At 33.8% G+C, this 25278-nt stretch carries 32 protein-coding genes and 1 pseudogene; 6 read left to right on the forward strand and 27 right to left on the reverse strand.

Features of this window, described 5'->3' with window-relative positions; all coding sequences use genetic code 11:
- Nucleotides 1-8: 8 nt before the first annotated feature.
- The 19 genes from MHH81_RS10945 to MHH81_RS11035 all read right to left on the reverse strand — a co-directional run bounded on the left by MHH81_RS10945 (nt 9) and on the right by MHH81_RS11035 (nt 12774).
- On the reverse strand, nt 9-716 hold the full coding sequence (locus tag MHH81_RS10945; RefSeq protein ID WP_340921031.1) for a hypothetical protein: 708 nt from the start codon (nt 714-716) through the stop codon (nt 9-11).
- A complete protein-coding gene (locus MHH81_RS10950) occupies nt 697-1218 on the reverse strand; it encodes an RNA polymerase sigma factor (protein ID WP_445678089.1) in 522 nt (173 codons plus the stop codon). Before MHH81_RS10950 ends, MHH81_RS10945 begins: the two co-directional genes overlap by 20 nt.
- A gap of 331 nt (nt 1219-1549) precedes the next feature.
- Nucleotides 1550-2041, reverse strand: coding sequence for a hypothetical protein (locus tag MHH81_RS10955; RefSeq protein WP_340921035.1), 492 nt, complete (start codon nt 2039-2041; stop codon nt 1550-1552).
- Nucleotides 2042-2476: 435 nt separating this feature from the next.
- On the reverse strand, nt 2477-2641 hold the full coding sequence (locus MHH81_RS10960; protein ID WP_340921019.1) for a hypothetical protein: 165 nt from the start codon (nt 2639-2641) through the stop codon (nt 2477-2479).
- 548 nt (nt 2642-3189) lie between these two features.
- Complete coding sequence (locus tag MHH81_RS10965) at nt 3190-3339, reverse strand: hypothetical protein (RefSeq protein WP_162604545.1); 150 nt, start codon at nt 3337-3339, stop codon at nt 3190-3192.
- A gap of 206 nt (nt 3340-3545) precedes the next feature.
- On the reverse strand, nt 3546-3896 hold the full coding sequence (locus MHH81_RS10970) for a hypothetical protein (protein WP_340921039.1): 351 nt from the start codon (nt 3894-3896) through the stop codon (nt 3546-3548).
- Nucleotides 3897-4132: 236 nt separating this feature from the next.
- A complete protein-coding gene (locus MHH81_RS10975; protein ID WP_340921041.1) occupies nt 4133-4372 on the reverse strand; it encodes a hypothetical protein in 240 nt (79 codons plus the stop codon).
- Nucleotides 4373-4683: 311 nt separating this feature from the next.
- Entirely contained in the window at nt 4684-5694 is a 1011-nt protein-coding gene (locus MHH81_RS10980; protein WP_340921043.1) for a DUF4179 domain-containing protein, read from the reverse strand.
- Nucleotides 5691-6266 (reverse strand): sigma-70 family RNA polymerase sigma factor, encoded by a 576-nt coding sequence (locus tag MHH81_RS10985; protein ID WP_340921045.1) that lies wholly within the window; start codon nt 6264-6266, stop codon nt 5691-5693. The genes MHH81_RS10980 and MHH81_RS10985 overlap by 4 nt, the downstream gene beginning before the upstream one ends.
- Before the next feature lie 270 nt (nt 6267-6536).
- Nucleotides 6537-6944 carry a hypothetical protein gene (locus tag MHH81_RS10990; protein ID WP_340921046.1) on the reverse strand — a complete coding sequence of 136 codons (408 nt, stop codon included), beginning with the start codon at nt 6942-6944 and terminating at the stop codon, nt 6537-6539.
- Between the two features lie 304 nt (nt 6945-7248).
- Nucleotides 7249-7758 carry a DinB family protein gene (locus MHH81_RS10995; protein WP_034300905.1) on the reverse strand — a complete coding sequence of 170 codons (510 nt, stop codon included), beginning with the start codon at nt 7756-7758 and terminating at the stop codon, nt 7249-7251.
- 393 nt (nt 7759-8151) lie between these two features.
- A complete protein-coding gene (locus MHH81_RS11000; RefSeq protein ID WP_038185063.1) occupies nt 8152-8652 on the reverse strand; it encodes an NUDIX hydrolase in 501 nt (166 codons plus the stop codon).
- A gap of 353 nt (nt 8653-9005) precedes the next feature.
- Nucleotides 9006-9470 (reverse strand): SMI1/KNR4 family protein, encoded by a 465-nt coding sequence (locus tag MHH81_RS11005; protein ID WP_340921050.1) that lies wholly within the window; start codon nt 9468-9470, stop codon nt 9006-9008.
- Between the two features lie 204 nt (nt 9471-9674).
- Nucleotides 9675-10082 carry a GNAT family N-acetyltransferase gene (locus MHH81_RS11010; RefSeq protein ID WP_340921052.1) on the reverse strand — a complete coding sequence of 136 codons (408 nt, stop codon included), beginning with the start codon at nt 10080-10082 and terminating at the stop codon, nt 9675-9677.
- Between the two features lie 164 nt (nt 10083-10246).
- Entirely contained in the window at nt 10247-10732 is a 486-nt protein-coding gene (locus MHH81_RS11015) for an SMI1/KNR4 family protein (protein WP_340921054.1), read from the reverse strand.
- Between the two features lie 179 nt (nt 10733-10911).
- Nucleotides 10912-11220: a hypothetical protein gene (locus tag MHH81_RS11020; protein WP_340921056.1), complete on the reverse strand. Its 309-nt coding sequence runs from the start codon at nt 11218-11220 to the stop codon at nt 10912-10914.
- A gap of 146 nt (nt 11221-11366) precedes the next feature.
- The gene (locus tag MHH81_RS11025) at nt 11367-11540 is read right to left on the reverse strand and encodes a hypothetical protein (protein WP_340925372.1); all 174 of its coding nucleotides are present in this window, start codon (nt 11538-11540) and stop codon (nt 11367-11369) included.
- A gap of 148 nt (nt 11541-11688) precedes the next feature.
- Nucleotides 11689-11997, reverse strand: a complete 309-nt coding sequence (locus MHH81_RS11030; protein ID WP_340921057.1) for a hypothetical protein — start codon at nt 11995-11997, stop codon at nt 11689-11691.
- A gap of 255 nt (nt 11998-12252) precedes the next feature.
- Entirely contained in the window at nt 12253-12774 is a 522-nt protein-coding gene (locus MHH81_RS11035; protein WP_340921059.1) for a hypothetical protein, read from the reverse strand.
- Between the two features lie 1051 nt (nt 12775-13825).
- On the opposite strand from MHH81_RS11035, the gene MHH81_RS11040 reads away from it, so the two are divergent.
- From MHH81_RS11040 to MHH81_RS11050, 3 genes are all read left to right on the forward strand, one after another.
- Nucleotides 13826-14056 carry a hypothetical protein gene (locus MHH81_RS11040; protein WP_340921061.1) on the forward strand — a complete coding sequence of 77 codons (231 nt, stop codon included), beginning with the start codon at nt 13826-13828 and terminating at the stop codon, nt 14054-14056.
- 158 nt (nt 14057-14214) lie between these two features.
- On the forward strand, nt 14215-14418 hold the full coding sequence (locus MHH81_RS11045; protein WP_340921063.1) for a hypothetical protein: 204 nt from the start codon (nt 14215-14217) through the stop codon (nt 14416-14418).
- 19 nt (nt 14419-14437) lie between these two features.
- A complete protein-coding gene (locus MHH81_RS11050; RefSeq protein WP_340921066.1) occupies nt 14438-14725 on the forward strand; it encodes a spore coat protein in 288 nt (95 codons plus the stop codon).
- 703 nt (nt 14726-15428) lie between these two features.
- Here MHH81_RS11050 and MHH81_RS11055 read toward each other — a convergent pair.
- The 6 genes from MHH81_RS11055 to MHH81_RS11080 all read right to left on the reverse strand — a co-directional run bounded on the left by MHH81_RS11055 (nt 15429) and on the right by MHH81_RS11080 (nt 20817).
- On the reverse strand, nt 15429-16502 hold the full coding sequence (locus tag MHH81_RS11055) for a phosphotransferase enzyme family protein (protein WP_340921069.1): 1074 nt from the start codon (nt 16500-16502) through the stop codon (nt 15429-15431).
- Between the two features lie 566 nt (nt 16503-17068).
- Nucleotides 17069-17695, reverse strand: coding sequence for a DinB family protein (locus MHH81_RS11060; protein WP_340921071.1), 627 nt, complete (start codon nt 17693-17695; stop codon nt 17069-17071).
- Between the two features lie 115 nt (nt 17696-17810).
- The gene (locus tag MHH81_RS11065) at nt 17811-18263 is read right to left on the reverse strand and encodes an NUDIX hydrolase (RefSeq protein WP_340921073.1); all 453 of its coding nucleotides are present in this window, start codon (nt 18261-18263) and stop codon (nt 17811-17813) included.
- 191 nt (nt 18264-18454) lie between these two features.
- On the reverse strand, nt 18455-18742 hold the full coding sequence (locus MHH81_RS11070; protein ID WP_340921075.1) for a hypothetical protein: 288 nt from the start codon (nt 18740-18742) through the stop codon (nt 18455-18457).
- An 843-nt stretch (nt 18743-19585) separates the two neighbouring features.
- Nucleotides 19586-20101, reverse strand: a complete 516-nt coding sequence (locus MHH81_RS11075; protein WP_340921077.1) for a hypothetical protein — start codon at nt 20099-20101, stop codon at nt 19586-19588.
- 194 nt (nt 20102-20295) lie between these two features.
- Nucleotides 20296-20817: a DUF5412 family protein gene (locus tag MHH81_RS11080; protein WP_340921079.1), complete on the reverse strand. Its 522-nt coding sequence runs from the start codon at nt 20815-20817 to the stop codon at nt 20296-20298.
- A gap of 149 nt (nt 20818-20966) precedes the next feature.
- Here MHH81_RS11080 and MHH81_RS11085 point away from each other — a divergent pair, with 149 nt between their 5' ends.
- The 3 genes from MHH81_RS11085 to MHH81_RS11095 all read left to right on the forward strand — a co-directional run bounded on the left by MHH81_RS11085 (nt 20967) and on the right by MHH81_RS11095 (nt 22858).
- Entirely contained in the window at nt 20967-21158 is a 192-nt protein-coding gene (locus MHH81_RS11085) for an integrase (RefSeq protein WP_340921081.1), read from the forward strand.
- A 151-nt stretch (nt 21159-21309) separates the two neighbouring features.
- Entirely contained in the window at nt 21310-21693 is a 384-nt protein-coding gene (locus MHH81_RS11090; RefSeq protein WP_340921084.1) for a tyrosine-type recombinase/integrase, read from the forward strand.
- 121 nt (nt 21694-21814) lie between these two features.
- Nucleotides 21815-22858: a GTPase gene (locus tag MHH81_RS11095; protein ID WP_340921086.1), complete on the forward strand. Its 1044-nt coding sequence runs from the start codon at nt 21815-21817 to the stop codon at nt 22856-22858.
- Nucleotides 22859-22975: 117 nt separating this feature from the next.
- Here MHH81_RS11095 and MHH81_RS21335 read toward each other — a convergent pair.
- A pseudogene (locus MHH81_RS21335) lies at nt 22976-23131 on the reverse strand (IS5/IS1182 family transposase); the annotation flags it as partial.
- Nucleotides 23132-23694: 563 nt separating this feature from the next.
- Nucleotides 23695-25266, reverse strand: coding sequence for a SagB family peptide dehydrogenase (locus tag MHH81_RS11100; protein WP_340921088.1), 1572 nt, complete (start codon nt 25264-25266; stop codon nt 23695-23697).
- Nucleotides 25267-25278: the final 12 nt, after the last annotated feature.

Consider the following 25278-nt stretch of genomic DNA (forward strand, 5'->3'; position numbering starts at 1 on the left):
ATCTTTCGTTATCGAATCACATACTCATATTTTTCCCCATTGGCTGTTATTACTGCTTTCAATGGTTTACCATCTTTTTCTATACTTGCTGGAACAGAGGTTAAAAAATGAACCACTCTAGTCTGCAACGGTTTAATAATCGAATTGTTTAAACTAGTAAATTTACTCTCTCCGACTCTTTCAAACCTAGTAAATGAATTAAATTCTTCTCTATCATCATAGATGATTTCAATACTCATAAAATCATTTGCCTCAGATAACTCAGTAGATGATGTGTTTCGTACAGTTACTAAAATATCTAAATAAATTTCACCATTATTACCATTAAACATATAACTAGAAGTAGGTCCTGAATTTGATGGATTAATTTTTTTACCAAAATTATTACTTTGTATCGTAAATTCAATATAATCTTGTACTACTACTTTATCCATCATCTTAACTTCTGTTGGTTCAAATATCTCATCACTATATGACACTTTATTTGCAGTTTCCCTTAAAGTATCTAATGACTGTGTATCAAGAAATATTATGACGGCTGCTATTAATATGACGGTGATAGTATTATATTGCCAAGCACGATTATTTTTAAGATCACGTTTTTTGATTATAACTGTATTCTGCAATACTTTATTTCTTAATAGACTTTTGGATTTTTCTGTCATCTTTAATTCTTGTTCCATATCACTAAATTGTTCATCTAAGAAAGTTGTCATAGGTAAACCCTCCATTTAATAATTCATTTTTAAGTTCTGCTAAAGCTCTTTTTAAAGTCATTTTCACTTTACTTTCAGACCAGTTTAGAACGATAGATGATTCCTCCGTAGAGAATTCTTTTAACTTCCGCAAAATGATCACATGTCTGTAGGAAGGTTTTAATTGTTGAATAGACCTATATAATTGTTCAGTTTGATCATTCATTACTATGATTTGTTCAGGTATTGGCATGTAGTCTTTTTCTGCTATTGTTATACCCAAATAATGTTGTAACGGATGTTTTTTTCGAAAGTAGTCATTTATCACATTAAAAGCGATAGAGAATAACCACGTTTTCACCGTCGATTTCTGTTCAAATTTATGTTGACTTTTATAAGCTTTTATAAAAGTTTCCTGCGTTAAATCTTCTGCATGTTGGTAGTCTTTCACTATTAATAGTATGTAGGTTAAAATGGATTCGCCATATTCATCAAACCATTTAGTTAATTCTTCTTGTTCCAAAATGTTCACCTCTTTCTATATACTTAGACGTAAATTAAAATGAAAGCGTCACGTTTTTCAAATTACTTATTTAAGTGTTGAAAATAATTTTTATCATCTCATCAAGATTTATGATTATACAAACAAAAAGAGCATTAATCCATTATTGGATTAACGCCTCTAGCCCTCTATGATATCCAGAACTCCAACACCACTTATTGAACTAACCTGCCCCGTTAGTTTAAGTGTAACATTTCACAATCGATTTCTGAGATCTACTTGATGTTTTGTATATAATAATAGACCATCGAAAAATGATGGTCTTGTTTAACTAAAGCATCCGTTATTTGATTTAATCTTTTACTGTTTCAACTTCCTTTATCGCACTTGTTAAAGCAAAGGTGTTTTCACTTATCGTATGTCCCTCTACAAGCGAGATATCGTATTCTCCATTAGAGAACTGTATGTAATTCGCATCTTCTATGTTCTTTTCAAAAAATATAGTGTACTCATTCTTATCCATTGTATTTAGTTCCCAACTTGCACCTATTGTCGTCATTTCAACATTGGCTGATATTCTCTTAGCGAAATATCCTTCCTTGTCCTCCACTAATTCACCGACGAAATATGTATTTCCACTTGACTGTATTACTAATAAACTTTCATCATTTGTCGTTGTAATTAAATCAATATTCCCTTTAATATTTTCATTCTGAAAAAAATGTTCCAAAGTTTCTTCTTTAGAAGAGAAATGGTCAATATTATCCTTATCACTACAGGCAGATATGAAAAAAATAGCTATAACCATTAAAATAACCATAAATTGTCTAATAATAAACTCCACCTTCACCAGTTGATTTTTTATAAAAACCATTTGCCATTGTTAAACTAACCTGCTGCGTTAGTTGAACAAGAATAAAGTTTGTATACCTATTAGTATTGAATGGATACATAATATAGACATAACAATCCATATAGCATATTAGAAAAATACTTAAGTCTATTATTTTCAAATGTTTTATTTAACAAATAAAAAAAACCGATTACCCAAATACCATTTTTAAAAAAAGTAGTAATTATGTTTTCAAACGTAACGAACATTAAAATGAAAAATGAGTCCAATGAAATCCCTCCACATCTAATTCCATTTTACCACAATTAACCAACAGATTTATTCTACTAAACTGCTACGTTAGTTCAATAAGAAAAAAGCTTTACTCCTTCTTGAAGTAAAGCACCCGGTAGTTTAAAAAGTGAAAAGATAAACAGTATTTCAACTTTAATACCTATTTTTCCAATCATCATAAAAATCTTTAATGGTTGAATGTATTGCATTTAGAGTAATTAAAATTAAGTACAGCATCATAACCGTAGCAATTTCCCCTGTAAAAAATGCAATAACAGCAATAGCAAATATCCAAAAGTAAAACATAGTTTTATTCATTTAAAAAACCTCTCTCTTCCCCTTTTTTCTATCCGAATTTTAACACAGTGCTTATTGTACTAACTTGCTGCGTTAGTTGAGGAACACCTTTTCTTCTACTTCACATTTTGGTCGAACTACGACTAAACTTGTGAAATATTCCCCTGAATTTTTGAAACTTATATCAATATTATCCGTATTTAAGTGGTGAGGTGATAATATGTCAAACCAGAAATTTGTTTGTAAATCCTGCGCTGGTACTACTTTTACCCAAGGTAAAGTTAGTCATGGCTACGCTTTGATAAGATCAATCAATAAAATCTTTTCTTCTGGATCATCACTCACCTATACTTTCTGTAAAGATTGTGGAGAAGTCGCATCCATCAAGGTTGATAAACCGCACAAATTTGGAGCTGAAATTTAGCTCTTTTTTTATGTCGTATTTTGTGTCAAATGCGGCATAAAAAGAATGGAATATTCATATCTCTTATTCAACTAAACTGCTTCGTTAGTTCAATAAGAAAAAAGCTTCACTTCTTCTTGAAGTAAAGCACTCGTTAGTAGAATAACTAATTAAATAATTTGAATGAACTAAACCCCATGACATAACCTCCACCAATACCAATCACCATGCCAAAAAGTGTCCATTGTGAAATGTAAATACCGAACATAAATAACAATAACCCCAATAATCCTAATAGACCCATTTTTTTATTCACTAAATTGTCTCCCATTTCCTCGCGTATTCTTTCATGCACTACCTATCTCCAAATTATAACAGTTCCTCTTAAACTAACCTGCACCTTTAGTTCAATAAGAAAAAAGGCTTTACTCCTTCTTGAAGTAAAGCACACCGTTAGTAAAATAATTTTTCTTTATTTCTTTAATTTCACTTGCCTTTTTATATGAGTTAATCAGAACGGCCTTAGAGGTTGTCTTTTTTTACATCAGATATAATTGAATTTCCCTCTGTGATAATTATATAAAGCATTAGAATCGCTAAAATAATGAACATTAATCCGATAATTACATAAATAATTTTCGTTATAATTTTCCCTAAATTATTTGGAAGTATTAAATTAACAATGATAACAAATATACCTAATATTAATGGGCCTATATTAGTAAGAATGTTAATAAATCCAAATTTATTTGGCTTTAAGAAAATTGTTTCAACTTGATTTACAAAATTACCATTAATCATTGAAAATCCTAGTCTCCCTATCGAAAGTGATAATAAAGGAGCCATAATATAAAAAAATACAGTAATAAACATTTCTTCCCACCTCTAATAAAGTAAATTATACCAAGAGGCTGTCAAGAAATTGATACCAATTTTAGACAAAAAATGAACTCGGCTTACAACCGAGTCTTCCCGTTAAAAAAGAGCTGCATAAGCAACCTTAGGATCTTCAACTAAAGACCCTTTAGCTTAATAAGGCTTTTTAACTTCTTTCTTCTGTTTCCTCCAGTAAAAAAACGACTGTTCCCGTTGAAACAATCGCTTCCGATTTATCCTTTAAATGCACTCATCTTTTTCTTACTTATAAACCAAATTAATATCGTTAGAACAAGTAATATAACAGGAGTCAATCCAACATATTTCCAAGCATTATTTGCCTCTGAAAAATAATATGCTATTGGTATGAATGTAATCGTACTAATTAGTAAGAATACCCAAGACGTTTTAACAACACCCACCAATAAAGTTGTAATTGAAACAAATAATGAAAGTTGCCATAATAATAACATTTCCTCATCCCCATTTAACTTATTCGTTCTTCAACTAACCTGCTCCGTTAGTTCAATAAGAAAAAAGAGTTGCCTAAAAAACCCATGATCTTCTACTAAAGCCCCGTTATAAGACCTTCATAATCGGCATTAAACTCTATTGCTCTTTTGTAGTATTTTTCTTCTTGCCCACTATTATTGGCAATCCACGAAGCGTAATCTTTGCATCACTATACGCTTTATTACAAGCAGAAAAGCAATGGAGATAGGACAAACAGAATACTATAATTTTTAAACTTTAAAAGACAACCATTGCTGGCTGTCCGACATACTTATGGGATCGTTATTTTAAAGGGCTCCAACTCATGTTCCTTCCATTCTATATGACCGTCTCCTCTTTGAATATCAAATTTAGCATAAGGGGTGATTGTCAATTCAGTCACATCATTTTCGAGCGGTTCAAATAATTGCTTACCGTACTTCCCACTAATCTCCTTTAACCGTTTGTTAGAAGAGTCGACCACCTCAAATTCAAGTATAACGCCTCTTCCATAATTTTCTTCCTTATACTGGGCATCATACGAAATAAGAATGCCAGGAGTGCCCCACTTAATATCATGTATCTCGTATTTCAAGTTTTCTATTTGTTGAGATTTTGCAATATCTATCTTATTATCATATTCAGCTTTAACCACTTCCTTCTTAAACTCAAATAACTCCCCTTGCTTACCTTCAAAAGTTATACCCAATTCAAGTGTATCAGGGTTAAAACTAGAGTAATTAATATTTAGGATTCCAGTCCAATTTGTCGGTGAACTTTCATCCGTTGTAATTCCATAATTCGATAAAGGCATTCCACCTTTATAATTATGTTTAATGTTAAAATAATCCGACGTTATAGGTTTTTCAGAATCGACGGAAAAGCTGGCTGTTACCCGGGCATTATCGTAATAGATTTCCCCGAGTGTTATCGTAATCTCGTTGATTGTTTTAGATTCCCCGGAAAACTCACTCAACCCTGCTTCCGAAACATTTTTCAATCCGATATCGCCTAAGTTCTTATATATTTGACCAATTAATGGTATAGAAGAGACGACCTGTGCCATAGTTGGAGACACCGTCGCAGAAGCGACTAACAATCCAAAAGCCAAAACTGCTGCCCCAATGCCATAACCCCATTTTTTTCGAGTTGATTGTTTTCTCATCTTATGCGACTGCTTCTTGTCTATTGATTGCTTTAATTTTGCCTTTACTCTTGCCTTTTCGACTTCGCTTACTTCCATCTCTTTAAAATCTTCATCATCCAGCTTGAGATTATTTAAATGCTCAAAGATATCTTTCATGCAAAATTCCCCCCTAAGTTATTAGTAGTCCGTTGTTGTTTTAGTCTTTTCTTTCCACGGTAAATGCGATTATCGACTGCGGCTTTCGTTAAACCAATATTTTTTGCAATTTCTTCACTTGTCATGTCCAAGAAAAATTTCATAATAAAAATATCTCGGTCAATCACTTCAAACCCATACATTAACTTTAATAGTTCATTTTTATTTTCAGTTACGAGAACTTCGTTTTCTACAGAAGGACTACTACTTACATCTAAATCATTCGTACCAACAATTTCAACTTCAACACGTTTGTTTGCTATCCGAAAGGTATCAATTGCTTTAAATTTTGTGACCACACAGAGCCATTTCCGAAAATCATCAGTGTCCCCTTCAAACTGATTTGCGTGATGCCAAATAGTTAAAAAAACATCATTTATACATTCATCAACTAGACCAGGGTTTCCTAATGGTGACAATACTTTATAGGTAATGCCCTTAACTAACGGTAAATATTTATCAACTGCATATTCCAAAGCATCTTCTTTTTGACGTTTAAGCCGTTTTATAAAATTATGGGCGGTAGATCTCATAAGATTTGTCTCCTTACTTTTTGTAAAATCCCTCACACTATATACAACGTAACAAATACACTTTTTTTCTCACATTTAATAAAATTTGATTTTAAAAAAAATTATAAAGCCGGAATACCTTTCCCTTTGTTTCTTAAACTACAACAAAAAAACCTGCCAAAGACAGGTCTTTTCGTTTTCAAAACCATTAAATAATATTGGAGTTCATTAAAAAATTCTTATTCAACTAAACTGCTTCGTTAGTTTAAGTACATTTATTCACAAACTGTTTTATTCACTCTTGCTTATTGAATTACTAAAAATGCTTAGCATGAATGTTAAACCTGCAACAATTTCAATCAAATTGGAAATTAAAACTTTTACTAACCACATACCACCTGTTGAAAAAGAAATTGAAAAAGTTGCTGATAATGGCATAATTAACGAAAAGAAAAAACAAGGAATGAATATGCAAGTGAGTAAAGGTAGATTTATTTTAAATGACCACTTTTTTATAAAAATAAGTGATAGATAGATACCCCATATAAAGAGAATAATAAACCTAGTCCAATAAATCATTTCGGAATGAAATGTAAAGCTATCTTTAATTTGATTTTTAGTATCATAACTGATGATTGTTAATAAAAATAATCCAATTACCCAAATTAATTTCCATATATAAGTTGACCACTTTTTCATGAACAACCCCCTTCGTGTTTTTATTTTATAATTGTTAATACGTTCCAAAACGTAAAGAGTTGCAAAATAAGCCTCCTTAAATAAACTAGACTTGTTCAACTAAACTGCCCCGTTGTGACATAAGGATTTTTAAACAACATTATTATTTTTTAATGACTTTATTGTAAATTAAACAACTTTATTATCTCTGTACAGTAGCGTCAGGAAAATGCGGATTTACAACCTTAAGGAAGTTTCAATATTAAAAAACCTAATTTCTCAGCATTAAATGAGAAATTAGGTTTTTTAATTAATAGAAAAAGACTTATAAGTATTTATCACTAATCACTTTCATATGGTGTAACTCGTGCCCGACAATGCCATATGCAAGGGTACCTACCGAAACTGGGCTGTTCATTACAGTTCCATTACGATCCCATGCTGCATCATCAATGGTTGAAATAAGACTTAACGTGTTGGAGCGTACCGTGTCTAAACCAGCTAGTAGCTGCTCCCAGGATAATTTGTTGAAGTTTGCTGCAGAAACGTATTGATCCTGATCCATTGCTGGGAGTGGCGCACTTTCATTTCGTGCAATGGCAAGCATTCGATACGACATCACACGTTCAGAGTCGGTCATATGCCCAATCACTTCTTTTAAAGTCCATTTCCCTGGTGCGTACGCCTTCCTTGCTGACTCCTCTGATATGCTGCTCAAGAGGGTAATGGTCTTAGTTCGTTGCTTACTAAGTATTTCTTCAATATCTCCATCTGGCACAAGACTAACATACCTAGCATGCTCTGGATTTTCAATAGATAATGGTCGTGGACGCACAAGAATCCTCCTCATCGGACTAGTTAATTATGGTTCTATACTAATATTCGACTGTCAAGAAGATATTTCCTTTATTTGATATTTAATTTCATTACCGCAAAATAATTGCAAATTAAACAACTTTATTACCTCTGTACAACTGATTTATGCAGTTAACATAATACACATAATAATGGATTAATTCACTTTTTATTCCACTAACCTGCTGCTTTAGTTCAATAAAAGGCTTGACTCCTTCTTGAAGTAAAGCACCCGTTACTTTAAGTACTTTCTTTCACAATCCGTTTCAAAAACAATTTTTTCAATATAACCACTCCAATATTATACAAAGGTCCCGTAAAGTTATTATCGGAAATTTAATGAATGCTTTTCCAGAATAAAATAGGCATCATACTAATCAATTTGTTGTTTTTCTGCGTAATACCATTTTAAATAATACATTATTCCAGACTTATCGACCCAGCTAAAATCTATTAGATCCTTCTCTAGTGAATGGTGTAGCTCATCTACTGGAATCCACTTTATATCCATAGTACCGTCGCCTTCTTTAACTAAATTACCAGAGGCTTGACATCGAAAATAAGCGCCTAATGAATCTACTGGACCATTTGTCGTTTGATAAACAGCAAAAGGCTTCATAGCTTCAACATTTGAGTCCACATCATTAGTTTCAATTCTAGTTTCTTCCCCAAAAATCTTTGTTATATGAAGTCCTGTTTCTTCGTGCACTTCTCTTTTAAGTCCTTCCATAAATGACTCGAATTCCTCTAACCTTCCTCCAGGTAGCTCATAAGGTGTTTTATTCTCATTAGATTTAACCCTTTTTTGTATAACGATTTCAGTTCCATTTGGTCCATTTCTTTCAATTATTGCTCTAACATTTACATAGATCATACAAGTTCTCCCTCACTTTTCCTCTTCAACTAGATGGCCCGATTGTTGAATACAAGTTAAAACCTCTCTTGAACTAAACTGCCACGTTAGTTCAAGAAAAAAGTGCCCCCTAGACTTGTAGTAAAGGACCCCTTCTGCAGATTAATTTACATATATTAACTTATTCAACACAATCGCAAAAAAACCTTCTTGTTCAACTAAACTGCCGCGTTAGTTCAATAAGAAAAAGCTACCCTTACATACAGCCACATGCTTAACTAAAGCACCCGTTACTTGAATAAGAAAAATGCCTTACTCCTTTGTTGAAGCAAAGCACTCGTGAATAAATATATGTAGTCCCTCTTATAAAGCAATTAATCCTCTAGAGAATTGATTAATAGCTCTGATAAAAAATCTCCAAAGTTCTCTGCAATCATTTCAAATGGTTGTTCCTTTATCGGAAGTCCACTGATATACGAAACAACAGGTCCATCGTCATCATTATTACTTCGTACTTTGGAGCAATCTAGACAGAAATATTCGCCATCATCAGCGAAATAAAAGCAAATTAGATTATTAGGCAAATTTTCTTTTTCCCTTAATTCTTTGGTAATCCAAATCATATTCGGGATTCCCGTTTCATCTGTTCCTAGACCATAAATTTCTTGTCCAAAAATATCTCCCAAACCATATTTCTTTAGAAACTCTCTATAACTTTTAGGAAATTTCACCTTTAATTTATTTTCTGCATCAATAATTGTTTGTTCATCAATTTCACCAATAAAATCAGCTTCTTCTTGGTTCGCTTCTATAATTTCTAGAACTTTATTTATCGACATTTATTCTCCTCCGAGCAATCCGTTTTTACATTTATTTTACCACTATTCCTTATTAAATTAACCTGCCCCGTTAGCCATCCATGAAACCCTGCTTCACCACAGAATATGGAAGATAATTACGTTCTTCCATGGTAGTTCAATAAGAAAAAAGGCTTTACTCCTTCTTGAAGTAAAGCACCACGTTAGTTAAACATCAAATTAAATCTATCTATTTATATTTTTTGACATGCCAATGGTAAATTTCTTGAACCCAAAGGTTTCATAATATGGTTCCAAACTTTCCACACACATTAGTTGAGGAATTACCCGATTTTGCTCACAATGGTGAATTATTCGATTAACCATTTCTTTGCCGATTCCTTCTGACTGATAGCTTGGTAGAACACATAATCCACAAACAACTCCAGTAATTACACCATCTGAAATAACACGTCCCATACCCACTAATTGTTCTTCATCAAATGCGTAAATAGCGTACCAACTTTGATTGCACATTCGTTCCAAATCATTACTTGTTAATTTAAGTGAATTCCATCCTAAAGATTCATATAGGGTTAGTAATTGGTCAAAGTTAATAGGGGGTTCTGTCGTATAATTTATATATTTCACCATATAATTACCTCCTGATTTTTGTATATTATAATTCTACACCGACAAAAAATATATAACTTTTTTTCATTGCTTATTCAACTAAACTGCTCCGTTAGTTTAATAAGAAAAAAAAATGCTTTACTCCTTCTTGAAGTAAAGCCTCGTTAGTTTAATAAACCATTCATTTATTCATCATATGCATCACCAAGTGAGGTAAAATCATCTTGAAGCCAGTACCAATGGTTACCGTTATTCATTACTAGGCTATTTAATAACTCCGTAAAGGAATTGGAAATTACAGGACAACTGCCAGCTACACCATGAATTTCCCAATTGCTATCATAACATCTACCTAAAAGTAACTTGTTTAGGTCAATTGTTAAATAATCATTATTCTTATCTCGACCAATAATGTACCAATTTGAAGAAATATCAAATTCAGCTTTCTCACCGATTATTACAGGGTTTGCTAGTACAAACTCTTTAGGAGGAACAATTGATATCCCATAATCACAGTCATTAAATAAATCAATTCCACCACATATTTTATAAAATTCATATAAATCGCTTGGTAATGAATGACCTTTTTCTACAACTGGATAACCTGAAGGAGAATGAACTATACAGTTTGGGAAGTTTTTTACTTTATCAATCAAAAGTTGAAGTTGCATACTTATTCCATCCTTTCCCGTAATAAAATGTTAGACAGCTTCAGTATAATATTCCCCTCTGTTTATGTCATTTCCTTCTTAAACTAAACTGCACCGTTAGTTCAATAAGAAAAAAGAGTTGCCTAAGCAACCCATGATCTTCTACTAAAGCACCCGTTAGTTGAAAAATAACTCCCGTATTAACCCCACCACATAGCTAAAACTAATATAGACCAACAAGAAGTTAGTATACCAATACAACCGATTACAGAAAAATATGACACCAATTTTACTTCTTCAATTCCTTGTTTCTTATATTGAAGATATGTCATAACAAAAGAAATTAAATATAAAAAAACACTTATTATCGTTAGGACAGTTAAATAGTATATTGGAGGTATTTTAGCGAAATTTTCATTCAAAAAGTAAGCCATTCCTTGACCAAATACACCAAATATAGTTGCTAAAATTAAACTTCCAAGTATGATAGCAGTAGTTTTTTTTCTCACTAATCTCACCCCACAATCATATAAATAAAACGAATAAAGTGGAATAATGTTTCAAATTTTTATTCAACTAACCTGCTGCGTTAGTTCAATAAGAAAAAAGGCTTTACTCCATCTTGAAGTAAAGCACCCGTTAGTTGAGGTTGAATTTAACCTTCGACGATTTGGATGAAAATCGGGTTAATTCTATAATCTTTACCTTTGTAAAGAATGTGGATGTAATCAAGTTGATACATCGTGTCTTCTTCTCTTTTACTGCGACTAAATATTTCAGCGTTTTCTTCCCACCACAATGTAGGGGAAGTCATATGAGGTCCCATCACACACTTATCATCTTCAGATAGATTAACCCATTCACCTAATAGGTATTGAAGTAAACTGCTTCGTTAGTTGAATAAGAAAAAAGAGGCCGCCTAAGCAACCCATGATCTTGAACTAAAGCACCTCGTTAGTTGAATAACAGGTATTATTTTATTCTTCCTCAGCACTATTTGAATACAGTTCTTTATCTTCTTGTATCCATACTTTCAGATCACTTCTTTTTGGGTATGTTTCCATATATTGATTGTTATCTTCTAATAATTTTATACCCTTTTTAGTTAAACGAGCAGGATTTAAAGAAAAATTATCATCCACTCTCAATACTCTTTCTACAAATCCTTTGTGTTCGAGGAAAAGGACAAAATTCTCAAATTCTCTTTGAGTTAATCCATAATCAGATGCACATGGTGTAAAGGTTTTCTCGTTGATTTCTTTTAAAACACTGTAACCTACTCTCAACTATTTATCCCCCCTTTATCATTCAATTCACTAATTATCTCTTTTATATAGTCTATTTCATCAATTCTTTATGCATATAATTATTGAACTAACCTGCTGCGTTAGTTTAAGTGTAACATTTCAAAATGGATTTCTGAGATCTATTTGATGTTTCGGATAAAAAAATAAACCATCGAAATGATGGTTTTGTTTAACTAAAGCATCCGTTAATTGAAGAAAAGAACTATTATTCTCCAGGTATAATTCCTATAACTTCTAATGTATCGACTGTTTGTTTTTAATTCGATGCTGGAACGACAGAGTCGCTATAAATACAGTTACTCCCCACAAGAACAATCCTCCGTACGTTACCACATACACCCATATGGCTAACCCTTCGGTGTCTCCTTTTGGAAGCACTCCTAAAAATTGAAGAGCAGTCAAGAAGCAAATTAGAACTGTCAATACCCCAACTGACCATCCAGATATAATTAATAACCTTTTTGATAGCTTCTCCCCCCAGGAAGTCACTAGAGCTAAAGCAAATAAAGATGCCAGTATCGCTAAAATAGCTGTGAAGTCTATTCCGATGTTATATAATGTATACAGAAAAGCAGGTCCTTCCTTTAATGTATCAGCTAACCCTGCTACATTTTCTACAGCTTGTTTTGTTGTAAGTCCTATTGTTGATCCCCATGCCCAAAGCGATTTTAAAATCGCATACGGTAACAGTGCAAGAGCTGCAACATAGCCCCAGCCTTTAGTGAAATAAGTTTTATCAGCTATTTCCGACCTCATATGTTTCTACTCCTCCTACTACTACTCCATTAACGCTATTTACTATTAAATGCGTTTCCATTATAAATAATTCCCACTCCTTTGATTATCTTAGCTTCGATGATACATGAGAAGTGTTTTATAATAGCGGGTCCGAAGTTCTGTTTATAACTACGTCTGGAGTCCTATTTATAAAAAATTACTTCGTTAATATTCCAGTTAATCTCCACAGTATAGCTCACACCCCCTCTTCAACTAAACTGCTCCGTTAGTTTAAGTGAACACTTTCACAATCTTGCATATACTAACATAAATATCCAGTAATAATAGGGAAACCCATTTTCCATACTCATTAACGACTAATCAATCAACCTTTTCTTTAACAAAGCCAAGTAAAAAGCAACATTTAAATAAATGTCACTTAGATAATCTTATTCAATGGTTAGATCCTTAATCGTTATATATAGGTGCCTCACAGAATCCATTATTTGAGATCTAATCGTTTGTATTTCATTCAAACTAGAAATCTGTATTTGAAGTACTACTACTCCTTTTAAATTACTTATATTTATATTCTCTACTTCTCCCATCCATGTAGCGCAAAACCAGCGCTACACCACAGAGGATGAAAATGTGTACGGAATGAGTATAGGATACTACGGCTGGGAGAGGAAGGTCGATGAACTATGGTGCCATAGAGCCCATCCGTTAGTCTGACTCCAACGACCACGGTGCATCACAGACTGTCGCACATAATACGAGTATCACTCATGGGAGATTAATCCTACTATAGTTATTGCACTAGCCTTGCCTTTATTCTAGAAAGAATAGAGTTTGTTCGTGATTTACCTAGCATCTCAATCTAATCTTTCAGAGGGCTCAGCTTTTTTTAAAAAAGCATTTTCTGAGTCACTTTTGTTATGCAATTTTATAGAGTTTGAGCGTTTTTAATTTTCATATGAGTTTAATAACAGTTCACACAAAAGTTATTTAGTAATGGATTAATAATCAAGTTAGATACCGAATTTTTCTCCATTTTTGTTTCATACTGATAGTTAAAGGAGTGAAAAGGATGAAAAAAGAAGAGTCTTTAGATATGGAAACAGCTGAAGCAAACATTGAATTGAATAAACTAGTGAATGAGGACAATAAAATTACCTACAAAAAAGGAGCTAGCTCTTCAGCTGAGGCAAATATTGCTATCCAAGAAGAATTCTATACTGAAAACAACCAGGAGGAAGTACTGCCAACATACGTCAATTATAACACCCTAGGTTTTAAAATCACTGATAAGGATAGCTAATCAGTCAAGCCTAGAGGAACTTCAGAAAAATTTACGGAAAATTTTGAAGTAATTAATCGGAGACGTTAATTAAAGAGTTAAAAGACTTTTATAAAGGATAAAATAGATCAATACAAACAAACTAACTTTACGTACCATTGTTTGGGAGGTGAAATGAAATGACCGTTCTAACGATGAAAGAATTGGCATTTATCGAAGATGAAATACGTGCAGAGGAGATAATCGCAAAAACGATGAACTGGTGTGCAACACAATGCAAAGACCAAGAGCTAAGAAAAACACTCGAAGAAATAGCGGAAAAACACCAGTTAAAAATTGGCAGCCTCTCCCAATACTTCAATCGAACTAACAACACTCAATAACTGCAAAAGGTGGATTCATATGCCAAATAATATCGCAGGACGTGGTTTAACAGACCGTGAAATGCTCCAGCTTTGTCTAGAGCTGGAGAAGGGACGCTGTCGCAGCATTAGCAATACAATGTTAGAGACCACACATCAGCAGCTACGAGAAATTTATGAACAATGTTTTGAAAATGCGAGCTCAAACCATTATCAGCTTTTCAAGATAATGGGTAACAAAGGCTGGTATAAGACGGAGCTTGCATCTAAGGAGCAGGTCGGCAAAGTACAGGAACTTATGCAAAATAACCTGAATCCAGATGACTAGTTTTAGAAAAACTTAAAAGCATATTTAATGTACGGTTGAGACTGTAGTTAAACTCGATAAAATCGAGTTTGGTTACAGTCTTTTTTGTTTTAAAAATAGAAGTATAAAAATCTTGAGGTGATGACGATGAATTCGAAACACAATTTTATGGACTTAAAAATAGACCATCGAAAAATGATGGTCTTGTTTAACTAAAGCACCCGTAGTAAAAAAAATACATACAAAATAATAATTACTATTTCAAAAAAATTCTTGTACAAAGACAAGAAAGTCTAAACAATCTGGACAAAAAAGTCTAAACTCTTTCTTCTTCAAATATTTTGAGACAAAAAAGTCTAAACTAAAATTTCCTTTTTGGTTTCCACTGACTTACCGATTTACATGTGGGTTATAAAAGTATACTTAGCGCAATAAGAAATTCTAACACGCTATTGTTCTATGAGTAGATATTGTTCTATGAGTAAAACCGCACTAATTCAGCAAGGTGTATCCCATAAATAAGACCGTCTATGACCGCATCTGATTAATGCCATTAGAATTTACCACTTCTACCATCTTTTTGCGCCAGTATTTGACAAAAAAACACCATGATTTTCCAACCACTTCCCGAAAGTCGTTAATAATTTTATATGTGGAAGCAGCCAAACAAGAATAGTAACTTGAAGATGACGATACACCGTCGTCATCTTCGGAAATTGGTGGATTAAATATTTCGTTCCTCACACTCGAAAGGTTCTTCGCACGAGAAAACTTCATGGAAAAATCCCTTATACGGGATATCTTCTTCGAGGCATTTTATGCTATATGACAACTCCTCATCGCACTTCAGCTCTTCACCGTTGTTCCGCATGACCTCGACTGCATCTATAATATTTTCCATGAGGGTAATTTGGATAAATAAGGACAAATTATTCAACATCGAATCTTCGATTTTGGTCTCAGATGTGTATCCCTCGAGTACTGTTTTGAAATAATCATCCATAAAGTCTTTTCGTTTAACGGCATCTGGTTCGAATTGTATCCAGCCCAATCCGAGCATCCAGACATTCGCCAAGTCATACATATACCAACAGAAACAAGAGTTATCGAAATCAAATACAGTGATTTGTCCGGTATCAAAGTCAATCATATAATTACCATCATTGTAATCAAAATGTACCATACCGAAAGACTCAGAGTTCTTGTCCAATCCTTCTAAGTTTTTAAGAAGCTCTACCATCTTCTCCTTAAGCAATGGTAACGTACCTGGTATCAGATTATCGATATACTCGACATTGTATTTATCAAAGAAACTATACCGGCGATGAACAGGAGCATAGCCTTTCGACAATTGGTGCAGCTTCCCGAGAACTTTACCGCAGTTATAATAGTACTCCGTAATAGGAACTCCTTCGCGATACTGATAATGATTTTCTACAAGCATTTTTCCCCTAGCCTTTTCGAACAGGCAGACAAAAAAGCTGTGATTATTATGAGTGATCTCTTCCAGTAGATTCCCCTTCCGGGAGCTGATCACATTCGAGACACTACCGCCATGCTCGAATAAATATTGGATATATTCAACTTCGCCCAACAAATCCTCTCGGCTCCTGTCATTTAAATAGGCGATTCTGAGTATTTTTGCACTAGCGCCCTCTTTCTCACAGTTATAAACGACATTCCGCCCTCCGGCATGAGCATTAATTAGACTTGTTTCATAGCCTTCCAACTCGTACAACTCTGATACTAGTGGACTTAAATAAGCTTCGTATATTTCAGCAACTTCATTATGATTCATAATTAATATCTCCTCCAACTGACTTCATTTTCACCCAAGGCGGGTGTTTGTCTATATTGCTATATTTCAAGGCTCATGTTTAAGAAACTTAACTTATAAACTTACCTTCAGTAATTTCATTTAACCTTTTAACCAATAATTGCTCGGGTACTTTTTTAGTCTCCATTACAGATACGGCCATATTAATCGCCTGAATTACTTGACTTTCCGTAGCAGCAGCTGCTTTTTACCATTAAAACTGCTTTGTCCTCATTAATACAAATTGCTGCGGAACCAAACCATTCTTTCATCTTATCCCTCCAACTTCTTGTTCAACAAACCTTCTTGTTAGTTCAATATAAAAGTGCCTGTCCCAGCCGAAAGTAAAGCACCCTTAGAACGCCTTCACTTTTGTTCAAAAGTTTACATGCTTTAACTTATTCAACACCTTTCCAAAAAAACCTTCTTTTTCCACTAAACTACTGCTTTAGTTCAATAAGAAAAAGGGCTTTACTCCTTCTTGAAGTAAAGCACCCGTTCGTATTATAAGAAATTCTCAAATAAAATATCTATTTTATAGGTAAATATTAATGTAAGTTATAATACTTTTTGCATAATAAAAAATGATGTTTTTCATGTATACCTAGTATGGCAAGACATTGTATTAAATTTGGATAATGAGCTATTGGATCTGGGTAACGTATATGTCCAGCAACACTATCGCTAAAATTAGAAAGCATTTTTTCTAATTGCCTAGTTTCGCTATCTAGTTCGTTTACTAACCATTCAAATGAAATTTTCTCTTTACTATCTTTTGGTGGCACTAAAACAAAAGGTGCATTCATAGGTCTGTTGTGTTTTTCTTTGTATTCAGTGAATATATCTTCACTATGAAATTTGTATGACTTTCCCCTTCTTAATGTAGCAAGGGGTTTAGAAATCGGTAAATACAGTTTGTTTAACTGTCTAAATAATCTAACCATTAAGTATAAATGATAATATGTTTCTCCAAAAGACCACTTATTTTCTTGAGGACGTTCCCATTCTTTATTTTTAAATTTTTTTATCTCATTAGCAAATTCTTCTCGCTGTTCATAGATGATGGCAAAATAATTTTTCATGTACCTATTTTTCATAATGTCTCCTCCGAATATACAATAAAATTCATTTATCATAACTTTTATTGTATCATCAAAGAAATATTCCTTCTTCAACTAACTTGCTCCGTTAGTTCAATAAGAAAAAAGCTTCACTCCTTCTTGAAGTAAAGCACTCGTTAGTTAAACAATATCTATCTTTTAAAGGCAATAAATTTTTATATGATACTTCTTATACTATTAGCTTTACTATACCGTCTTTGTACTCAAATAAATAATCATTCTCTTTTTCTAATAGAACAGGTAAGTACTGTAATACCATTTCAGCAATCCCTAAGTTATTTGGGGTAATTATCCAATCTATTTGTTTCCAATCGAGAATCCCTTCTCTTGTTTTTTTTATGGGTTCATTCCCTAATGTCGCATCTACTTCGAATAAGTACACATGTAACCCATCTTTTTCCCCATCATTTTTATCCCATGTAATTACACCTTTTGAGTAATATTCGTTTACTTTAATACCTGTTTCCTCAAATACTTCACGTATTGCACCCTCATCAGCTGTTTCTCCTGCTTCATATTTACCGCCAACCCCGTTCCACACACCCATAATCGGTGGCTTTTCACGATTTAGCATTAAGATTCGGTCATTACTTTTCAAAAAACATACATTATATTTAAACACTAAATCATCTCCACAATTAAGTTAATTCATTATCTCATTATTCTTCAATTAATATTGATCTAACCTGCTGCTTTAGTGGAACAAGAGAAAAGAGCTGTATTATCAGCTCTATAATTCACTAAAGCACAACGTTAGTTTAAGTACATTTTTTCACAATCTTATGGGTCGAACATTAAACATTTAAGAAAACTCTAAAAATATAATTTCTTTTTAACACATAATTGAGGATTCGTGATTAATTTAGCTTTCGCTATTCCTCGCTTAAATCTTACATTGTTTAACCATTCAACAATTGCTTTTGCATCATAATTAGGGTGAATTTTTTCCCCATTTTCTAAAGCCCAATATTCTGTATTCTTTTCCTCGTCAAAAATCCAATTTAGAAAGTCCTCCTGAATACTGTTCATCTTCCTGCCTACTTTTGTTGAACAAGAAATGTATTGAATAAAATCATCACCAAAGTCAATTTTTATAATCATACGGTTTAACTCCTTAAAATCGTTTTGAAATTAAGGCTATTATAGCATTTCTTATTCAACTACCTGCTGCGTTAGTTCAATAAGAAAAATGCTTTACCCCTTCTTGAAGTAAAGCACTCGTTAGTTGAAGAAGGTACTATTTAATTCTGTTTATGCTGTGCGAACTCAAGTGCTTGTTCAGTAGAACAAATCAATAATAAATTACTTTAAGAACATTTCTTCAAAATAGACCCTTTATTTGCCTACAAAATAGACTATAAAAATTAACCCATTTATTACTAAAGCTGTTAAAGGGATTATGGTAACAAATGCTGAGACAACTAATTCTCTTTTGATTCTATTTGAATTAGCTTTAACAATACTAAATAAGGAAGATAGAATTAAAATGAATATAGTTAGAGTGCCAGCTAACAATATCCTTCGACTCTTTTCACCAGTCCCTCTTGCAATATCCTCCACGAAAAATACTGCTATTAACCCTACAATCCCCAATATAAATGAAGCTATAAACCATTTCGTGAATTTATCTATTTTGCACACCTCCTAATCAGTCCTTTTCTTAACCTATGGCAACTTGGTTTTCATGTTTCATTAAGTACAATTACCCAACAAACCCATCATTACTTCCAATTTTAAACAATTTCTGTTGTGAAGTCCATCTTACCTTATTGAACTAACCTGCTGCGTTAGTTCAATAAGAAAAAAAAGAACCACCTAAGCAGTTCACCGTTCTTTCACTAAAGCACTCATTACTTTAAGTACATTTATTCACAAACTACTATTTATTAAAATCAAGCACATGGTGAGTTCAATAAAGAAAGGTGTTTTTCATTTTTAATATGATCAATATTGTGTGGCTAGACGACTTTTAACTCTTTCGACCATTTCATGTTTTTCATCATGCATCGCATCATAAAAGTCTTGATTGTTCTCAATAAAATCATTAAAATCCATAGAAATAAAACGAGTTGCTTGCAGTGCCTGATGTAAATCAGCTACATCTTCTTCTGAAAGTGAAGGGCCGTACACATAATTATTCAAATAACCTTGTATATCATTCATTCGGTTTCTCCACTCTTGATGCACTACATTCCCACTAAAAATGAGACCCGTTATGTAAAGGAACTCATCGGAAAGTTCGCTTAAATAAACCTTGTCTTCATCGGTTAAGGGCTGACTAAAGTTCCATTCGAGGATCTCTTCCACCGTATCCCACAGTAAAAAATTTGCGTGTATGTATTGCCAACTGATTTGTCCTTCCAATTGTTTAACTTGTTTTTTCGCCGGATGATCAAACCATATAAATCCACATAAAGCTAGTGCAACTAAGATCCCTGCAAAATATTTCAACCTAACCATCCCATCACTCTCCAAGATTTATATAATTGTGAATCGTATAATATTAAGAAAATATGTCAACAACAATTATGCAAATAACTTTTTTAAAATAACCTTCTTCCATTAACCTGCTTCTTTAGTTGAACAAGAATAAAGTGCCGTCTATACTACTCATTGTTCTTCAACTAATGCACCCAGTTAGTAAAAAGAATATTTTAATCCGAAAAAGTTTCCCCTTTATCCAAGTTCAAAGTGTGATTGTTGATTATAATAATATGGTTATTTGTCCAAGCAACATCTGCCTTGTGCATATTGTCATCATAGTAGATATTCTTCTTGAACCAAAGGGGACCATCTACTATTCCTACTACACTAATAGAAGTAGCTGCACCACCATTTAATGTGTAGAAGTCGATTGTCGTTTTAGAATCGGGTGATTGGGTTGTTGCAATGGGTTCTCTTGCAAATGTATTCACTACTATCCCTAATAGAAAAATTGCTGAAAGGGGAAATGCAATTAAGACAGTCAGCCAACTTCGCCATCTTGCTCCCCTGTTGCTTTTGTCTCTAAATCCCGAAATACCCATAAAAAAAGTAATAAAAGTGAGCAACCATAAAACCGAAGCAGGTGGTGCAACTGACCACGAGTGGTTATAAGAAGCATATAAATTCTGTAAAGAAAGAACCGTTACTAACAAGCATAAAAGAAAAGACCACAAATTATATTTTCTTTCCACTAAATTACCTCCCGATTAGAAGTTCTGGTGTTCCCAAAAAATCTTTATACTCAACTAAACTGCCTCGTTAGTAAAAATACACAATATGTCTATAATTCTATTAAGTTGGCAATAATCCTTTTAATATTACTATTTTAGGGGGAATGGAATTGTTACTGTCAAAAGCATGGTCTTCGTTTGAAGCTGATAAACGAATAGAGGGCTTTTCGCCGCAAACGTTGAAGGCCTACCAGTTACAGTCTTTGCTACTAATTGGTTATTTTAAGGATGTAGAGATGGAATTACTGGATACAAATCAATTGAAGGAATATCTCGCTATATCCGGCAAGCATTTAAAGTAGGTAAGCGGATACCCAATTATTTAACCGAACGGGAGATTGAACACCTTCGTGAATCCTGTCATTCCCCAATGGAAAAAGCGATTTTTGAATTCATGTTTTCTACCGGTTATCGAATTGGAGAAATAGTTGCGTTAGAAAAAAACCATATTAATTGATCAAACAATCCGCGATTGTAAGAGGAAAAGGTGATAAGGAAAGGGAAGTTTATTTTAATACACGTTGCGACATATGGCTTAAACGCTATATGGAAAGCCGTAATGACCATAATCCTGCTATCTTTGTAACAGCAAGACAGCCACATAAAAGGAGTCTCGCCCAAATGCGATACATTATCAAGCGGATCTCCAATCGTACGGAAATTAATAAAGAAATTCATCCACATCAACTTAGACACAGCACTTTGTATGACTTCAATAGGAGCTCCATTATTCAACAAATGAGTTGCGTATTTAAAGTACTCCCCCAAAAGTCAAAAGTCACGGAAGACCGACTTTTAAGAGTAACCCTTTCAATTTGGAAATACCATGTTATCTAAACATTTTATTTCACTAGAATTATTTGAAAAACAAAGACTCTGAATTATGTTATATTTTAGGTGTGTTGAATATTTTCACAAAAATCTATTGCAAAATAATATATTTAAGGAGTTGTTCACAATGAATATTAGTATTGATGAATTGGAAAAATCACTTGATGAAGAGTTTGACCAAAAATGCGAGGAAATTAACGCTCAACTAAACAGAGAAGTTTTAATTACAATGGTAGGCGATGTTAACTGTGGTAAATCATCCACTATTAATAAACTTATGAAAGAAGATATAACAAGTGTAGGGTCAAAGCCTGGTGAAACTATTCTAATTAATGAAATAAAGTATAAAGATAATATCATTTTTGTTGATACACCTGGCCTAGACGATGTAGTTAAAGAGAACTCTGAAATCACTTTGAATTACTATAAAAATTCAGATGTAATATTATTCTTTTTAAATGCTGCAGGGACTGTTCTCTCTGAAAATGAACTTAAAAATTTAAAAGAAATTGAAAAAGTTAACCAAGACATTATTATAGTATTAAATAAAATAGATGCTGCTGAAGATATTCCAGAATTAGTTAAATATATTCAAGATCATACATACTATAAATATCCTGTAGTTGCAATTTCCTCGCGTACTGGTGAAAATATTTCCATGCTACAAAATAAGTTACTTGATATTTTAGAAAAAAAGTCAAAGGATATTACGTTCGCAACGAATTTAAAGGATAAATCCTCAATTGCTAATCGATGGATTCTCGCTGCTGGAGCTTCCTCAGCTGTAGTTGGGGCTTCACCTATTCCGGGTTCGGATTTCATTCCATTGACTGGAATTCAAGTAAGCTTAATGATTAAACTTTCTACACTTTACGATAAACCTATCTCAAAAGAAAACGCCAAAGAAATTATTATAGCAACTATTGTTGGTAACGTAGGCAAAACTATTTTCCGTCAAGTTGTAAAATTTGTACCTGGCGCTGGATCAATCATAGGAGCAAGTGTAGCTGGGGCAACGACAGTTGCTTTAGGTTACGCCATTAAGTATATGCATGAAAACAAAATTGAAATAAAAGCCGACCAATTAAAATCAGTATATGAAATGTTCCTTGAAAAAGAAAAAAAAGATTCCTCAAATAAAGAAGAGAGTGACAATAGAGCATCCGTTTAGAATGGGAAGTTGTTCTTGAATAGAATTAAATACACTTGAAATTTTTAAAGAGCCTTGCTTTAAACAAGGCTCTTTTTCACAATTCTAGAATATTAATAAATATTGTCCTCATCATTCCAATATTTTGAACACGCGGATTGGTGGAATGGCATATCGCCCATTATCAAGACAATAATTTGTTTACTATTCTTGATGAATAAATGAGAAGTCAACAAGTTCATGGATTCGACGTAGCATATTATCTATTGGCACCAAGATATAATATATTGCCATGAATGTGCTGAAATGGTAATACAATTATGAAAAGTAATATTATCCATTATATATATATCTGTTACACGCTGTTACACGCTGTTACAATCAAAAAAAGTATTACAGACCACCAGTTTACTCTTTTGTCCGCAATTTGTCCGCAGAATTATTTTTTTGTACCGAACTTATTTTACCGAAATTACTTTAGCACTCACAAAAACCTTATTAAATCAGACTTATTTAACCTAATTGAATTCAGTTTAACTAGGTTTATTAAGCCAGATAAATTCGACAAGGTGGGGATCGCTGGTTCGAGACCTGTCGAGACCATATTTAAAGTAGAGTAACAATCCATGCTACATATGGGTTTGTGGCTTTTTTAATTTAAACGCATTTGTTTCATTTTTATGAATGGGGTTAAATTCACAATAATTCATGATAAATCTTATAAGAAAGTACGGGAGTAAATTTAAATCTAAACGAAAACGGTCGACACGATTCAATTTTTGCTTACACGATTGTTTGAATTCTCTGAATAAAAATAACCTCAACTCCTAAAAGGAAATTGAGGCATTACCACTTACTTAACTATGCAGACTTCCACTTAACCAAGGACGGTGTCGATACGGACCTGTCGGGATTTGGATAAGGCTGGTTTTTCCTTGTGGACTCAGCTTGTATATCTCATCACATATGTTCGCATCAAACCCGAGGAGTGGGTGTCCTCCGAATCCGAGGGCTGACGCGACTAGCAGGATTCTTTGCACCAGCATACCCGCTTCCATTTGTTGGATGCGATATCCTCTGTATCCCATTTCCGTTTTGAAATGATTTTTGTTCCCAACCACATGTAGACAAAGCGGTACTTGGAACATATTTACATTACCTCCGGACATTCCGTGCTGTAACCGTAATCGCTGATCTCCGAGTTGTACTCGACGTAACGCATGGGCAGAGCTGTCATAGTGATATGCACCATTCGGAATGCCCTCGACATTATACAAACATCCGTAAAGTGAAACACGGGACTTCTGTTTCTTTTGAACTCCATCCAAATCATTTTGATACGAGAAGGAATCCATCGCGCCCTTAAGCAGTGTGGCAAGCTGAAGTTGACTTACCTTTCCCAAAACGAAATCTATGTCCGGTGAAAATCGCTTTCGGCAGACCGACGCCAAATCATACGACAATTGCTTCACATAAGGCAGAGTCAATGTTTGACCCTCACAATTTATTTGCTCATCCTTGATCTGCCGAAACGATCTCGTTGATTCCAACATAGACGCTTCATTCATCTTGGTTAACATTGGAAACTCTTTAACCCTTCGTGATTGGACGTAATGAGTAGACTGAATTGCTGTCAACTCTTGGCATAATTCAGTGGCAGAGTCATCCCCATCTATGTTACTTCTGTTGAAGCAGTTTGTTGATTCCGCCGATAGGGGAATCACCGCATACACACTCTCCTCTTGTTCGGAAAGCCCAAGCAGGTGGTTGATGGCCCGATCAAGGAATTGGAAATATACCCCAGTTGCGAAGCCAAAAGATTTCGCTACTTCCAGTAATTGTCCAATCAGCACACCAGCATCCAACCCTTGAAGCCGGTAGGCAAAGTTATTGTATTTAAAAAAATTTTTCCAAAACATTGTCGATACAAAAACAGTACCAAAACAATCGGATAGGTCACAGCGATTGCCAAGTGCCCGGGATATATATGAATCGAAATTTCCTTCTCGCAGCAACACTAAGCGATGATGTGCTACATCATAATGGTAAACACCGGCAGGCAAATTCTCTATCTTCAAATAAACGTACAATTCGTTTGGATACAGCGCCCCACCGGAAGGAACAAACCGCCGTTTCGACTGCATTAGGTCTATGGCTTGATCGCTGAAATCCAAGTTCATCACAGACTCGCTAAATTGAGTTAGACCAAATACATACCAGAGAAAATGACCGATTCTGCTTAGGTCAGGCTTTACAGTTGCTTCTAACCTTTTAAGCGTCAACGGTACTTCTAAAGAAAGCGGAATCACAGGTACGCCCCGATAGAGCTTATACGTAAGCGGTGCATCATCCCAATCCACTTCCCAGTTTGGCGGGCTTACCTTTTCAATATCAAAATGGAGATTATGCAAAAATGCCTCAAGATTCATCCTCCTACCTCC

It is taken from the genome of Psychrobacillus sp. FSL H8-0484 (assembly GCF_038005325.1).
GTDB lineage: Bacteria > Bacillota > Bacilli > Bacillales_A > Planococcaceae > Psychrobacillus.